The sequence below is a fragment of the Labrenzia sp. THAF187b genome (assembly GCF_009363375.1).
GTDB classification, from domain to species: Bacteria; Pseudomonadota; Alphaproteobacteria; order Rhizobiales; family Stappiaceae; genus Roseibium; species Roseibium algicola.
The window spans coordinates 4,989,279-5,004,373 of the sequence record NZ_CP045344.1; the positions used below are offsets into that span (position 1 = coordinate 4,989,279).

General features: G+C 59.6%; 14 protein-coding genes. 12 read left to right on the forward strand and 2 right to left on the reverse strand.

The window, feature by feature from the left end; genetic code table 11:
* Positions 1 to 146 precede the first annotated feature (146 nt).
* Positions 147 to 1,040, forward strand: coding sequence for a FecR family protein (locus FIV03_RS31665; protein WP_173013918.1), 894 nt, complete (start codon positions 147 to 149; stop codon positions 1,038 to 1,040).
* Positions 1,041 to 1,070: 30 nt separating this feature from the next.
* Here the strand turns inward: FIV03_RS31665 and FIV03_RS22845 are convergent, their stop codons facing one another.
* Positions 1,071 to 1,808 (reverse strand): GntR family transcriptional regulator, encoded by a 738-nt coding sequence (locus FIV03_RS22845; protein WP_152511088.1) that lies wholly within the window; start codon positions 1,806 to 1,808, stop codon positions 1,071 to 1,073.
* Positions 1,809 to 2,067: 259 nt separating this feature from the next.
* On the opposite strand from FIV03_RS22845, the gene FIV03_RS22850 reads away from it, so the two are divergent.
* The 5 genes from FIV03_RS22850 to FIV03_RS22870 all read left to right on the forward strand — a co-directional run bounded on the left by FIV03_RS22850 (position 2,068) and on the right by FIV03_RS22870 (position 6,982).
* Positions 2,068 to 3,060, forward strand: coding sequence for an ABC transporter ATP-binding protein (locus FIV03_RS22850; RefSeq protein ID WP_152511089.1), 993 nt, complete (start codon positions 2,068 to 2,070; stop codon positions 3,058 to 3,060).
* Between the two features lie 65 nt (positions 3,061 to 3,125).
* On the forward strand, positions 3,126 to 4,436 hold the full coding sequence (locus FIV03_RS22855; protein WP_209009760.1) for an extracellular solute-binding protein: 1,311 nt from the start codon (positions 3,126 to 3,128) through the stop codon (positions 4,434 to 4,436).
* 196 nt (positions 4,437 to 4,632) lie between these two features.
* A complete protein-coding gene (locus FIV03_RS22860) occupies positions 4,633 to 5,469 on the forward strand; it encodes an ABC transporter permease (RefSeq protein WP_031270739.1) in 837 nt (278 codons plus the stop codon).
* Between the two features lie 2 nt (positions 5,470 to 5,471).
* Positions 5,472 to 6,311: an ABC transporter permease gene (locus FIV03_RS22865; protein WP_152511090.1), complete on the forward strand. Its 840-nt coding sequence runs from the start codon at positions 5,472 to 5,474 to the stop codon at positions 6,309 to 6,311.
* Between the two features lie 8 nt (positions 6,312 to 6,319).
* Entirely contained in the window at positions 6,320 to 6,982 is a 663-nt protein-coding gene (locus FIV03_RS22870; RefSeq protein WP_023004005.1) for an aspartate/glutamate racemase family protein, read from the forward strand.
* 15 nt (positions 6,983 to 6,997) lie between these two features.
* Here the strand turns inward: FIV03_RS22870 and FIV03_RS22875 are convergent, their stop codons facing one another.
* Positions 6,998 to 7,891, reverse strand: a complete 894-nt coding sequence (locus FIV03_RS22875) for a LysR family transcriptional regulator (protein ID WP_055653685.1) — start codon at positions 7,889 to 7,891, stop codon at positions 6,998 to 7,000.
* A gap of 226 nt (positions 7,892 to 8,117) precedes the next feature.
* Between FIV03_RS22875 and FIV03_RS22880 the strand changes: the two genes are divergently transcribed.
* The 6 genes from FIV03_RS22880 to FIV03_RS22905 all read left to right on the forward strand — a co-directional run bounded on the left by FIV03_RS22880 (position 8,118) and on the right by FIV03_RS22905 (position 14,988).
* Positions 8,118 to 8,930 carry an HAD family hydrolase gene (locus tag FIV03_RS22880; protein WP_152511091.1) on the forward strand — a complete coding sequence of 271 codons (813 nt, stop codon included), beginning with the start codon at positions 8,118 to 8,120 and terminating at the stop codon, positions 8,928 to 8,930.
* Positions 8,924 to 9,850: an ABC transporter permease gene (locus FIV03_RS22885; RefSeq protein ID WP_173013919.1), complete on the forward strand. Its 927-nt coding sequence runs from the start codon at positions 8,924 to 8,926 to the stop codon at positions 9,848 to 9,850. The genes FIV03_RS22880 and FIV03_RS22885 overlap by 7 nt, the downstream gene beginning before the upstream one ends.
* Positions 9,851 to 9,854: 4 nt before the next feature.
* Positions 9,855 to 10,757: an ABC transporter permease gene (locus tag FIV03_RS22890; RefSeq protein WP_152511092.1), complete on the forward strand. Its 903-nt coding sequence runs from the start codon at positions 9,855 to 9,857 to the stop codon at positions 10,755 to 10,757.
* 63 nt (positions 10,758 to 10,820) lie between these two features.
* A complete protein-coding gene (locus FIV03_RS22895) occupies positions 10,821 to 12,368 on the forward strand; it encodes an ABC transporter substrate-binding protein (protein ID WP_152511093.1) in 1,548 nt (515 codons plus the stop codon).
* A 68-nt stretch (positions 12,369 to 12,436) separates the two neighbouring features.
* Positions 12,437 to 13,309, forward strand: coding sequence for a metallophosphoesterase (locus FIV03_RS22900; RefSeq protein WP_152511094.1), 873 nt, complete (start codon positions 12,437 to 12,439; stop codon positions 13,307 to 13,309).
* Positions 13,306 to 14,988: an ABC transporter ATP-binding protein gene (locus tag FIV03_RS22905; protein WP_152511095.1), complete on the forward strand. Its 1,683-nt coding sequence runs from the start codon at positions 13,306 to 13,308 to the stop codon at positions 14,986 to 14,988. The genes FIV03_RS22900 and FIV03_RS22905 overlap by 4 nt, the downstream gene beginning before the upstream one ends.
* Positions 14,989 to 15,095 lie beyond the last annotated feature (107 nt).

The following is a 15,095-nucleotide window of genomic DNA, read 5'->3' on the forward strand; positions in this document are numbered from 1 at the left end:
ACGCCGGCCACGCTGTTTACTGCCTTCCTTTTAACAGCCTTCCGGCTTTGCGCAGGACACTGAAAACTCGTGCTGCAGCTGTTCTGCTGGCTCTGCTGCTTATTCCCCTGTCTGCAGGACTGACAAAAGCTTTTGCAGCTGAATGGGTGATCACACGGATTTCCGGAACGGTTTATCTGGTCGCACCAGGCATTCAGGCGCACCGGGCCCGCAAGGGGATGGCACTTCACAAGGGCCATACCATTGCGACGCGAAAGGGTGCACGCGCCGTGCTTCAACGAGGCAACGACAGCATCACGGTCGGCCCGAATACGGAATTTGCGCTGTCGCAATATCGCAGCAACGACAGCCAGACCACGCTGCTTCAACGCAAGGGAACGATCGATGTCGATGTCGAGACCCGCGGCAGACCGTTTTTCAGGGTTGAAACGCCTTATCTTGCAGCCGTCGTCAAGGGAACCCGCTTTTCGGTAACCGTAACCGGCAACGAAAGCCAGGTTTCGGTTCAGCGCGGCGTCGTTGGTGTTCAGGATCTTGCATCCGGCCAGCAAAGCGACCTGCGTGCAGGCCAAAGCGTCCAAAGCGCACCGGGGAAGTTCAACGGTCTCAAATCCGTCGGCAAGACCCGCGCCGCCATCCAGCAAGGCACACCTGGCAAGCCCAGCTTCGGCGACACCCCGGCAAGCCTGTCACCTGCCAGCTCAAATGCTCAGAACACCGCCACCGGCGGGCGTGACAATGCCGCTAGCGGTAACGGCAACGCAAATGCCTCCTCCGGCAACTCTGGTGATCGCGGGCCGAGTGGCAACGCCAATGGGAACTCAAGCGGAAACTCTGGCGGTAACTCTGGCGGTAACTCTGGCGGAAGCTCTGGTGGCAACGCCGGCTCCGGTTCTGGTAACTCCGGTTCCGCAGGCGCTTCAAACAGCGGCGGGGCAAGCACCGGCGCGTCAGCTGGCGGGGCAAGCGCAGGCGCATCCGCCGGAAACGGTGGCGCAAACGCAAATGCCGGTGGCGCCGGAGCTTCTGCCGGACGCTAACCTTCTCTCGTTCTTTCCGAGTTCCGCTCTTCAGCCGTTGCCGAGCGCTTCTCCCAGAGAGCGGCCGAGAGCTGACTTCTCTCGCAAGTCCAGACCGGAATGTAGATCGACGATATGGCTTTTCTGGATCTTCTCGGCTGCGGCGCCGTCGCGCTTTTCAAAGGCATTCATCAGGGCGTGATGAGAGTGGCTTTCACAGGCAGTGTCTGAGCGCTTCCAGTAAAGAGCGATGATCAGCGAAGAGCGCGAGATCAGCGATCGGATCATGCCGGCGAACACCCGATGGTCGGCGATATCGCCAATCTCCGTATGAAAGCTTCCGGACAGGAACAGCGCCTTGCCCATGTCACCGGCATGAAGAGCTGCATGTTCCGCATCCAGATGTGCGTGCAACTGCGCGAGCTGCCTGTCGGTGATGACATCGGCTGCCAGCCTTGCCACGGCAGGCTCGATCAGGGCACGGGCCTGAAACACCTCGTGAGCTTCGCGGATCGACGGCTTTGCGACGAAGGCACCACGGTTCTTTTCCATGGCAACCAGCCCGGAATGGGCGAGTGCCTGCAACGCGGCGCGCACGACGGTACGGCTGACGCCATAAATTTCGCCCACCTCATCCTCAGACAGTTTCAGCCCCGGTGTCAGTTTGTGTTGCAGAATGGCAGTCTGAAGCTTCAGGCAGATTTCAAGGGCCCGGCCCTGAGGTAGGGCAAAGACTTCATGCAGCTTTCTGCGTTGATCAAGATCGGCTGTGGTCACAGGTTTGGTCATTTTTCTTGAAGTGCCCAATGGGGGTTGAGCGGTGCCTTGATCCTACTCCCCGCCACCCGACGCGGCAATCTATGATCGTATACAATTTTTGTTCATATCGTATTTAATTTGCCAAAATATTGTGCACTTTTACCGATGAGAATTTGCTCATTGCTCCACATTCTCATCAGGATCTCCGGAATTCCGCCAGTTTTTCGCGTTGGCACGGCACTTGCTGTCTCAGGAGCCGAAAACGGTTTTCTGAAGGAGACGTCCGGCCATGGCGAAGTCCCTGGACCTTGAACTGGCAGCCACCACCAAGATCTATGGCGAGACCATTGCGGTCGACGCGATCAATCACAAATTCGCCGCCGGCACATATTCCTGCCTGCTGGGGCCATCGGGCTGCGGCAAGTCTTCAACCCTGCGAATGATCGCCGGCCATGAAAGTGTCTCTACCGGCGACATCGTTCTGGGCGGCACCAACATCACCGATCTTCCACCCGCCCGGCGCGGCACGGCGATGATGTTCCAGAACTATGCGCTGTTTCCGCATCTGTCCGTGGTCGATAACGTCGCCTTTTCCCAGAAGATGAAGGGTGTCGAAAAACCGGTCCGGCTGAAGAAGGCCCGTCAGTTGCTGGAACTGGTGGATATGGCAGCCTATGCGGAACGGCTGCCGTCGCAGCTCTCCGGCGGCCAGCAGCAACGTGTTGCCCTGGCCCGTGCCCTGATCACCGAACCTTCGGTGCTTCTGCTTGACGAACCGCTGTCGGCACTCGATCCGTTCCTGCGTATCAAGATGCGGCTCGAGTTGAAGAAGCTGCAGCGCGAGCTCGGCATTTCCTTCATCCACGTCACGCACAGCCAGGACGAAGCCCTCGCGCTGGCGGACGACATCATCGTCATGAACGGCGGCAAGATCGAGCAGGCAGGCAGCCCGCGCGACGTGTTCAACACGCCAACAACCGAGTTCGTCGCCCGCTTCATCGGCGGCCACAACGTACTGCAGCAGAAAGGCGCTTCGGTCGCGCTGAGGGCAGACAGGTTGAGGGTGAAAAAAGCGGCCGGAGACGACGGCGCCGTTCTGACGGCCTTCGTCAAGGATGTCGAATACCTCGGCTCCACCGTCAATCTGGCTCTCGATGCGGGGGGAGCCGGCGATCTGACGGCCGCTCTTACCGACGAAGCCTTTTTCCAGGACCCGATCGAAATCGGCGCAACCGTCTTCCTGACATGGAAGCCGGAAGACGCACACCAACTGGCTGCCTGAAGGCTGCCGATCGAAGGCCTTCTCCCGAGGCCGAACAAACTCCAGAGGGGAACAGGAGTAAGAACATGACAGATACAGTGGGAAAAACTGAACAGATGACCAAGAAAGGCGTCAGCCGTCGCAGCATCCTGAAAGGCGGCGCCGCTGCGGCCGGTGCGGCCCTGGGTTCCGGAGCCATCACCGGCTTCCCGACCATCTGGGCACAGAACATCAAGGAGGTGACCCTGCGCCAGTTCGGCACCGGCGTGTCCAACCTCAATGAAGTGGCGCAGAAGGTGAAGGAAGATCTCGGCTTCACCCTGGAAATGACCGCTCTGGACAGTGACGCCGTCACCCAGCGTGCGGCGACCCAGCCGGACAGCTTCGACATTGCAGACATCGAATACTGGATCTGCAAGAAGGTCTGGCCGACCGGCAACCTGCAGGCAATGGACACGTCCAAGATCAAGAACTACGACAAGATCGTCGGCATCTTCAAAAGCGGCAAGCTGACGCCGGAATCCGTGATCGCACAGGGCACCGCGCCGCATACGGTCGGCTTCGTCGACGGTCCGGACGGCAAGGCGTTCGCCACCGAAGAAACCGGCTGGATGACACTCATCCCGACCATCTACAATGCCGACACACTCGGCATCCGTCCGGACCTGATCGGCCGCCCGATCGAAAGCTGGACCGAACTGCTGAACCCGGAATTCAAGGGCAAGGCATCGATCCTCGACATCTCTTCCATCGGCATCATGGATGCTGCCATGGTTTGCGAAGCCATGGGCGAAATCCAGTATGGCGACAAGGGCAACATGACCCGCGAAGAGATCGACAAGACCATGGCGATCTTCACCGAAGCCAAGAAGAACGGCCAGTTCCGCGCCTTCTGGAAGACCTTCGACGAAAGCGTCAACCTGATGGCGTCCGGCGAAGTCGTGATCCAGTCCATGTGGTCTCCGGCGATCACCGCCGTGAAGTCCCGCGGCATCGATTGCGTCTACCAGCCGCTGAAGGAAGGCTACCGGTCGTGGGGCGGTGGCATCGGTCTTTCCAAGAGCCTGACCGGCCTCGAACTGGAAGCAGCCTACGAATACATCAACTGGTATCTCGACGGCTGGGTCGGCGGCTTCCTGATGCGCCAGGGCTATTACTCGGCCGTGCCGGAAACCTCCAAGAACCACATGGACGAGAACGAGTGGGGTTACTGGTTCGAAGGCAAGGAAGCCACCGGCGACATCACCAACCCGTTCGGTGACGTTCTGGCGAAAGCCGGCGAAACCCGCGACGGCGGCTCGTTCTACGAGCGCATGGGTGCCGTTGCCTGCTGGAACGCTGTCATGGACGAGAACCAGTACATGGTTCGCAAGTGGAATGAGTTCATCGCCGCCTGAGGCTGAGCCGATACACTGGTGCCCGGGAATCTTTTCCCGGGCACTTCAAGATACCCGGGGCGAGCATGACACCCGCCTTCTCTACTTACCGGACCCGACCTTCATGACGGATCAGACACAGTCCATTTCCAGCGTGGCCCCGGCTGCGAAAGCTCGTGCAAAGGCTCCCTTCAACCTCAGCCGTCTTCCCGATGCCATGACCGGCTGGCTACTGTCGCTGCCTCTGGCGCTGGTGCTGTTCTTCTTCCTGGTTCTGCCGATTGCCATGATCGTCGTGGTGAGTTTCTGGGGGGCGACGGAATTCTCGATCTACCCGGCCTTCCAGTTCGACAACTACGAATTCCTGCTGACGTCTCCGGTAACCTACCAGGTGTTCTTCAACACGGTGAAATACGCGTTGATCACCTGGGCGATCACACTGGTGATCGGGTTTACCGTTGCCTATTTCCTCGCCTTTCACGTGCGTACGCTGACCTGGCAGATCGTTCTGTTTCTGTTGTGCACGATCCCGTTCTGGACATCCAACATCATCCGCATGATTTCCTGGATCCCCTTCCTGGGCCGCAACGGTATCGCCAATTCCACGTTGATCTCGATGGGTGTCATAGACGAGCCGCTGGATTGGCTGCTCTTTTCCGACTTTTCGGTGATCCTGGCGTTTGTCCACCTCTACACGCTGTTCATGGTGGTTCCGATTTTCAACACCATGATGCGTATTGACCGCTCGCTGATCGAGGCAGCCTATGACAATGGCGCTACCGGTCTGCAGACACTCACCAACGTCATCATTCCGCTGACCAAACCCGGCATCATGATCGGTTCGATTTTTGTCGTCACGCTGGTGATGGGCGACTTCATTACCGTGCGCTTCATGTCCGGCAGCCAGAAGGCCAATGTCGGCAGGTTGATCTCCAACGATATCGCGCTTTTGCAATATCCCTCCGCCGCGGCAACAGCGGTCATCCTGCTGATCACGGTGCTTCTGGTGATCTCGATCCTGCTGCGCTTCGTCGACATCCGGAAGGAGCTCTGATCATGGAAAAACGTTCCCGCTCCTTCTATGTGCTTGCCGCGTTCTTTGGCCTTTTCCTGGTCTTTCTCTATGGCCCGACAGTCACCATCGCGATCCTGAGTTTTCAGGGACCGCAGGGCGGGCTGACCTTCCCGATGCGCGGCGTCTCGCTGCACTGGTTCCACGACCTGTTCGAACAACAGGCCGTCGGGGATATCTGGGGCAGTTTCTCGCGCTCGCTCGTGCTTGGCCTCATGGTCATGGTGACAACGGTCGTTGTCTCCGTCATGGGCGGCCTTGCCTTCCGCAAGCGGTTTCCCGGGTCCGGTGCGATCTTCTATCTGATCATCACCTCGCTGGTGATCCCGTCGATCCTGGTTTCGCTTGGCGTCGGTCTGATCTTCTCCCAGTCCGGCCTTGCCGTGCATTGGTCGACCTCGGGCTTCGGCGCGCAGCTGACCTGGACCTTGCCCTTCGGCCTGCTGATCATGTTCGCGGTTTTCAACCGTTTCGACAAATCCTACGAGGAAGCCGCACGCGACCAGGGCGCAAGCGCCTGGCAGACTGTCCGTCATGTCGTGCTGCCGATAATCGCGCCGATGCTGATCGGGGTCGCCCTGTTCGGTTTCACCCTGTCCTATGACGAGTTTGCCCGCACGCTTCTGACGGCCGGCAGCTACAACACGCTGCCGCTGGAAATCTACGGCATGACAACAAACGTCACGACGCCGGTGATCTTTGCTCTCGGCACTCTGACAACCGCCTTCTCCTTCGGCATCATCGGCCTGTTCCTGGCCATTGTCGTCATCCTGAACAAACGCAGGTCACGGCACGGCTCGGATGCCGGAAAGGGCATGGTCTAGGGCCTTACATGCGCGACATACACATCCTCGTCATCAATCCGAATTCCACGGCTTCAATGACGCAGAAGATCGCGGCGGCTGCTCGCGCCGCAGCTGGTCCCTTCAGCCGGATTACGGCCATCAATCCGCTGGAGGGACCGGCAGCCATTCAGGGGCCAGCGGATGGCGAGGCTGCCCTGCCCGGCCTGTTCGATCTCTTCGAGCGCTCGCTGAAGACCGACCCAAGCATAAGCGCGGTCATCATCGCGTGCTTTGACGATACCGGCCTTTGGGAACTGAAGGCGAAATCCCGCGTCCCGGTGGTTGGCATCGGCGAGGCGGCCTACCATGTTGCCTCTGTGGCAGCCGAACGGTTTTCGGTGGTTACCACCTTGTCCGTCTCCGTACCGGTGCTGGAAGAGAACCTGCAGCGCACCGGCCTTGCCGCCCGATGTGTCAGGGTGCGTGCATCGGACGTGCCGGTTCTGGAACTGGAAAACCCCGAGAGCGATGCCCGCCACAAGATCGAAGCGGAAATCCAGGCCGCACTCAGACTGGACGGCATCGGCGCAATCGCACTCGGTTGCGCAGGCATGGCGGATCTGGCCGCCGACCTGACGGCACAATTCAAGGTACCCGTCATCGACGGTGTAGCGTCCGCTGTGCGTCTTGCAGAGGCGATCACCGCCTAGGCGTCCCCTCGCCTGCTAGTGGTCCAGAATGACGTCCGCCTCCGTGCGGAAGCTTTCCACGGCCGAAAAGAAAACGTCGAACAGCATACTGCGCTCGTCGCCGAGCGAGAAAACCACTTCCTCGTATTGGCGTTGCATGTCCGAGACCGGAACCCGGTGAACGACATCGGTTCGCCCGGTTCCGAACCGCCACATGAAACCGACCCCAAGGCCATTGACCACTGCTTCATAGACCGCATCGCGTGTGTCCAGCGTCAACAGCGGCGACGGCTCGAACCCGGCGGAACGAAAGGCCCTGTCGACCACCCGTTGGGTGGAAGATCCCCTTGTCCGGAAAATCAGGGGTTCGGCCATCAGCCGTTCGCAGGTCACGGCCGCCTCCCGGGACAGCGGGCTGTCGGGATGGACGATGGCAACGACATTCTGCCTTGCAAGCAAGGCGCGCCGGAAGCGGCCATCCGCAGGCACATCCGGCAGCACACCGATGTCGACTTCGCGGGTCAGCACTGCCCGCGTGATCCGCTCATGCGAACCTGTTTCCACCGCGATTTCGATGCCCGGATGCCGCTTGAGAAATTGCGCGATCAACGCCATGCCCGGCATCGAATTTCCCAACCCGATTTTCAAACGACCGTTCAGCAAGGTGTTGTGACGGGTCAACAGCCGTGTTGCAGCGCGTTCGGCTTCTGCCATGCGCTCGGCGACGTCACATAGCTCGTTGCACAGCGGTGTTGGCGACAAGACACCGTTTTTCCGGTCGAACAGGCGTACGCCGAATTCCGCTTCAAGATCTTTCACATGACGCGCGACGGCCGGCTGCGAAATCTTCAGCGCCCGTGCCGCTGCAGCATATGAGCCTCCGGACGCGACCGCGTTGACGGCCCGAATGCGCGACAGGGAAAGGGTCATTCCAGGTTTTCTCCGATTAGCAAAGCCAAAGGTTTGATCACCTCAAACCATAGGTTCGCTCTGTTACGGCAGCGTCACAGAGTGACGACAATTTGATTGCGACTTCAGCGGGCCACGCCAACGGAACACGGCCGTTCCTGACCAGAACAATCCGCCTGCCGTACCGGCGGATCTTCAATGTCGATCGGCGGCACCGAAAGGAAACCGGACAGATATGGACTTCGCAATGCGGGCTCGCAAAACAACAACAATTCAATGGCTTGGCGCTGCGGAGATTGACGGTTATGCCGCAATCCTGTGCGATCTGGACGGTTGCCTGATAGCCGCCGGACGAGCATTGCCGGGCGCGGAAGATTTTGTCCGGGGTGCCGGCAAAAGACTATCGATCGTTTCAAACAACTCGGCCGACACAAGCGTCACGCTATCGGCAAAACTGAACGCAATCGGCCTGCCGTTGCCGCAGGAAAGCATCTTTCTTGCAGGTGAGCTGGCTGTTCGCACGATCGCAGCGGAACGTCCGGGCGCGCGCATCCACGTAATTGCCGAACAGCCGCTTCACGCTCTTGCAGCGGAACTCGGCCTTGAGCGCGCAAACGACCGGACAGACGTCGTCCTGCTTGCCCGCGATACAAAGTTCACACTGACCGGACTGGAAAAGGCGTTGCGACTGCTGGAGCAAGGCGCAGAGCTGGTCGTGACCAATCCAGATCTTTCCCATCCGAATGCGGACGGTCGCCCGGTGCCGGAAACCGGCTCCCTGCTTGCAGCCTTCAAGGCCTGCTGCCCGGAGATCGCGCCAAGGGTTATCGGCAAACCTCAACCGTTCCTCATCGGCGCGGCACTTGAAGCTGCGGGCGTTCCGGCGAGCGAGGCTGTCTTTGTGGGCGACAACGCCGCGACCGACGGCGCGGCGGCAACCCTTGCCGGTCTCGATTTCATTCACCTCGTCGCAACGCCCTCGCTGCTCGCGAACGACGCTCCGGTGGAAGACACGTTACCGCTCGCTCACGCGTCGTCAGTGGAGGTGAGCGCATGTTGACCTACGTTCTGCGAACCCTTTTGCGGATGGCAATCACCCTGTTCCTCATCGTGACGCTCGTCTTCTTCGCCACCAGGCTTTCCGGAAATCCGGTCGACTTCGTTCTCGGCGAAGGCATCACCAAGGAAGACCGGGCCCTCCTGATCGCGTACTACGGTCTGGATTCCTCCATCGGCACTCAATACTGGCGCTATCTCAGCTCCGTGTTTTCCGGCGAGTTCGGACTGTCCTTCCTGGAAAGGCGACCGGTTTCGGAAATCGTTCTCGAACGGGCGTGGCCGTCGTTGAAACTTCTGCTCAGCGCGGTGTGCTTCACGCTGATAGTTTCCATACCGCTTGGTATTCTGGCCGCCATCTATCGCACCAGCATCATCGGCAGCGTGGTGATGGTGGTCGCCTTCCTCGGATATGCCGTGCCCTCCTTCATCATCGGCATCCTGCTGGTGCTGATCTTTGCCTACACGCTCAACTGGCTGCCCGTCATTGGCGATGGAACGGCGCTGCATTTCATCATGCCGACGCTTGCCATTTCCGGCACGCTGGTTGCGGCGATCACCCGCTTCACCCGCAACGCCATGCTGGACGTGCTCAGCCAGGACTACATGCGCACAGCCCGTGCCAAGGGCCTGCCGGAGTGGATCGTCATCCTGAAGCACGGACTGCGCAACGCTTCGATCACGCTGCTTTCCGTGGTCGGACTACAGATCGCCAGCCTCGCAGCGGCGGGTAGCGTTGTCGTGGAATCGATCTTCGCATGGCCCGGTATCGGCGACCTCCTCGTCCGGTCCGCCATCCTGCGTGACTACCCTGTCCTCCAGTTCGGTGTCCTGTCCGTCGCTGTCGCGGTCATCGTGATCAACGCTGTGGTCGACATCGCCTACGCCTTCGCGGATCCGCGCATCCGCCTTGCCAAGGGATAAGCGCATGACCGACGCAACGCACAACCTGTCTTCGCCGCGTAATACCGGCACAAGAACATTCCGCATTCCGATCTGGTCGGATGCGAACTGGATTGTCCGGATCGCGCTTCTCATCGGTCTGATCCTGATCTTGACGGCACTCGCCGCCCCCTGGGTTGCCCCCTTCGACCCGAATGCCCAAAGTCTCATTTCCCGGCTGCGTCCGCCAATCGGGTTCGAACGCTACAAGGACGGCTTCTATTTCGGCACCGACGAACTCGGCCGGGACATCTTCTCACGCTGCATCTACGGCCTGCGGCTGACCTTCGCACTCGCCCTTGCGGGAGCCGTCATAGGTCTTCTGATCGGCGGTACATTGGGTCTGATGGCGGGCATCATCGGCGGTGTCTTCGAAGAGGTCATCATGGGCCTGGTCGACGCGCAGATCGCCATTCCCTTCACCTTGATTGCCCTTCTCATTCTGGCAGTCATGGGCTCATCCCTGGACGTAATGATCCTCGTGCTCGGCGTCTACGGCTGGGAGCAATACACGCGGATCGTACGCGGTGAAGTGAAGAAGCTGATCCAGATGCCCTTTGTCGAAGCGGCACGTGCGGCAGGTGCCACGCCGTTCCGGATTGCAGTCAGGCACATCCTGCCCAATGTCGTTTCGCCGATCGTCGTCCAGTTCACGCTGAACTTTTCCAACATCGTCATCCTGGAATCGACCCTGTCCTTCCTCGGTCTCGGCGTTCAACCGCCAACCGCAACGCTCGGATCGATGGTCGGCATCGGCCGCGACTACTTGCCGACGGCCCCCTGGATCGTTCTCGCCCCCGCGATGGTGATCCTGCTCCTCACATTCGCAGTCCAGATCCTTGGTGACTGGCTGCGCGACAAGGCGGATGTCCGTCTCAGGTCCCGCTGACCGACCCCAACCACAGAAGCCGGAACGGCCAACGCTTCACCCTAGCAGCCTTGGAGGCTCGATATGACCAAACTACTGGCAACCACCGCTCTTGCTTCGCTCATGGCGACAAGTGCCTTCGCAACAGAACTCACCGTTGGTGCAGCCAACGTGTCCAGCTACCTCGATCCGGGCCGCGATCACTCGAATGTCGGCTCACAGTTCTACTACAACGCCTTCGATACGCTGATCGCAAAGAACCACGACACCACCGACACTGAATGGCAGCCGGGCCTCGCGACAGAGTGGAAACTTGTCGAACCGACGATCATGGAACTGAAACTGCGTGAAGGCGTGAAGTTCCACAATGGCGCCGACATGACCGCCGACGACGTCGTTTTCTCGCTGAACCGGATGTATCAGGCCGACTTCCCACCCTATCAGGTGCGTGCCCGCGACCGTCTTGAAAACTTCGAGAAGGCCGAGAAGGTCGACGATCTCACCGTGCGCATCCATGCAAAGCGCCCGGAGCCGCTTTGGGAAACACTGCTGAACCTGCAGCAGGTCATGATCATTCCGGAAGCTTACACCAAGAGCCTTGCAGGCGCCCCGGACAAGCTTGAGCATGACGACTTTGAAGCCTTTTCCCTGAAGCCGGTCGGCACAGGCCCATACAAGGTTGCCGAATTCGTACCGGGCGAAACCGTCGTCTGGGAACGTTTTGACGACTTCTGGGGCGAAAAGGCACCGCTCGACAAGGTCACTGTCCGGCATATGCCGGAGACGGCTTCACGCATCACGGCCCTGAAAACCGGTGAAGCCGACATCGTCACCAACATCGCACCTGACCAGCTTCAGCTGATCGAGAACGATCCGGACATGAAGGCCGCCGGCAGCGCCACTGCCCTCTTCCACGTCATGATCATGAATGTGAACCATCCGAAACTGAAGGATGCCCGTATCCGTCAGGCCCTGTCACTCGCCATCGACCGTGACACGCTGAACGAAGCCCTGTGGGGTGGCAAGGCCGTGGTACCGTCCACGCACACGCTTGCGGAATTCGGCGAACTGTACCAGCCGGAACTGACCACCTTCGAATACAATCCGGAGAAAGCCAGGGAACTGCTTAAGGAAGCTGGCTACGACGGTTTCGAAATCACCTACGACACCGCTCCCGGCTACTACACCAACGGCCTTCTGGCGGCCCAGGCCATCATGGAGATGTGGGCGGAAGTCGGTATCAAGGGCAAGGTCAACGTCCAGGACAAATGGAGCGGCAACTCCCCGGACATGATGACCCGCAACTGGTCCAACCCGATGTATTTCGCCGACCCGTTCGGCAGCTTCGGCGTCATGTGGGCTCCGAATGGTCCGTCTGAATCCGAAGGCCGTTTCAACACGGACGAAGACTACGCCAAGAGCTGGGAGCAGTTCCGCTTTAACGGTGATGTCGAGTTGCGTCGCGCGGCCTATGCGGAGCTGATGGAGCGCATCAAGCAGGATCCGCCGGTACTGCCGCTGTATCGCCCCTATGAAAGCTGGGCGATGAAGACCAACGTCAACTGGGCTCCCAAGCCGGGTCACATTCCCTACGTGCTCGACTTCCGAGCCGGCTCCATTTCGTTCAACTAAGCAAATAAAGCGCCGCCGGTACTCCGGCGGCGCTTTCCCTACCCTTTGATCATTTCAGGAAATTCAACGTGTCCGTACGCATTGCTGTTGTCGCCGACATCCACCACGGCAAACCTTCCGCGACCAAGCGCGGTGACACTGCCCTCGACCTGATGGCCGAGTTTGCCCGTTTCGCCAACGATGCCGCCCCCGATTTCGTCGTCGACCTGGGCGATCGGATTTCCGATATGGACCGCGACACGGACCTTCAGCTGGAACGCGAAGTCGCAGAGGCCTTCAAGGCCGTCAATGCTCCGGTCCACCACATCAACGGCAATCACGACCGCGATCACCTGGATGTTTCGGACAACGAGGAAATCCTCGGTCAGTCCCTCGCCAACGCGACCTTCGATGCAGGTGACTGGAGAATTGCGCTTTGGCGCGCAGACAGCAAGATCCATCGGACGCCGGAGCATTCAGGATTCATTCTGCATGAGGCCGATCTCTTGTGGCTGTCACGCGTTGCACAGAACACGGACAAGCCTCTTCTGGTGCTCAGTCACGTTCCCGTTTCCGGTCATGGCCAGATCGGCAACTACTACTTCGAACGCAATCCGTCAGCTTCGACCTACCCGATGGCAGAACGTGCCCGCGCTGCACTGGCGCAGTCCCGGCATCCGGTGGTTTGCCTGTCCGGCCACGTTCACTGGAACACAATCACCACGGTGGACGGCATTACCCATCTGACACAGCAGTCGCTCACCGAAAGCTTCACCACCAGGGGCGAACCTGCCGGTGCCTTCGGTTTGCTTGAGCTTGGCGAAACCGTCTCCTGGCAGGTGCAGGGCCTCGACCCGATTGCCCATTCGTTCAAGCCTCATGCCGACCGCTGGACACCGCCTTTACCAGACTTCAACCAGCATCCGGAATTTGCCGCAAGACGCCGCGGAGACCTCAAATGACCCAGCCGGTACTGGACGTTCAGGACCTCAGGATTTCTTTCGGTGCCCATGAAGCCGTGAAGGGAATTTCCTTTGCAATTCATGCGCGGGAAACACTTGCCCTGGTCGGAGAGTCCGGTTCCGGCAAATCGGCCACGGCACTTTCCATCCTGCGGCTGATCGAACGAGAAGGCGGAACGATTGGTGGAGGCCGCATCGTCCTGAATGACGGCGCGAGCTCCCACGACCTGCGAAGCCTGTCGGCTGCACAGCTGACAGCTTTGCGCGGCAATGCCATTTCCATGGTCTTTCAGGAGCCGATGACTTCTCTCAACCCGGTTCTGAAAATCGGCGACCAGGTTGGCGAGGTCTTCATCCGCCACCGGAAGCTCGACAGACGCAAGGCGATGCAAGCCGCGGAAGAAGCCCTCGATCAGGTGCGCATTCCGGATCCGGCGCGGCGGCTGCAGCAATATCCGCACGAACTTTCCGGCGGCCTGCGTCAGCGGGTGATGATTGCAATGGCGCTCGCCTGCAGACCCAAACTGCTGATCTGCGATGAACCGACAACGGCTCTGGATGTCACCACCCAGGCGGAGATCCTGACGCTCATCAGGAACCTTCAGGCCGAAATCGGCATGGGCGTTCTGTTCATCACCCACGACATGGGCGTCGTTGCCGAGATTGCCGACCGGGTCGTCGTGCTTCGCAACGGCGAAAAGATGGAAGAAGCCAGCGTTCACGATCTCTTCGAACGACCGAAGGCCGCCTACACAAAGGCGCTGATGGCGGCAACGCCGAAACCGGGTTCCGGAACCAGCACGCAGCAGGCCGGGACCGAGACAGTGCTGGATGTTGAGCAACTGTCGACACGATTTGCCGGCAAATCCGGTCTGTTTTCAAGGAAATCCGGCGGCGTTCTGGCCGTGAACCGCGTTTCGCTGAAGGTTGCGCGTGGCGAGACGCTTGGGCTTGTGGGCGAATCCGGTTGCGGCAAGTCGACCCTGGCGCGGTCCATTCTGCACCTGATCGAACCTGAAAGCGGATCTGTCCGGCTTGACGGCAATGTTCTGAACAGCTCCTCCCCGCAGGCGCTCCGCGAGACGCGGAAGGACATGCAGATGGTGTTTCAGGACCCCTACGCGAGCCTCAATCCGCGGCTTCCGGTGCATGAGCTGATCACGGAGCCGGCGCGAATCCACGGCCTTGTCTCGCGTAAGAACCAGAAGGAACTCGCAGCGGATCTGGTTGAAAGGGTTGGACTGGAGCGCGATGCCATCAATCGCTTCGTGCACCAGTTCTCCGGCGGACAACGTCAGCGTCTGTGCATTGCGCGTGCCTTGTCGGTGGAACCGAAACTCATCATCGCGGACGAAGCGGTTTCCGCGCTGGATGTTTCCATTGCCCGGCAGATCACTGATCTCATGCTGGAACTGCAACGTACGGAAGGTCTTTCGTTCCTGTTCATTTCACACGATATCGGCGTGGTGGAGCGGGTCAGTCACCGCATTGCCGTGATGTACAAGGGCGAGATTGTCGAAACCGGTCCAACCGAACAGCTTCTGAAAAACCCGCAGCACCCGTACACGCGCCGATTGTTGTCTGCCGTTCCAGACCCGATGCCGAAGCAACGCCGCAAGTCTGCGGAGGCCTTCACGGCATTTCCACAGGAAAGCACGACACTGGCGGCGATGGCCTAACCAACGTCAGGCCAATTCGATCCGGTGCAATCTGATTAAGGAATATGGGGTCACTTTACTGGCCCCTCACACGGCAACACGCTATATCCTTGCCCCGGACGGACACA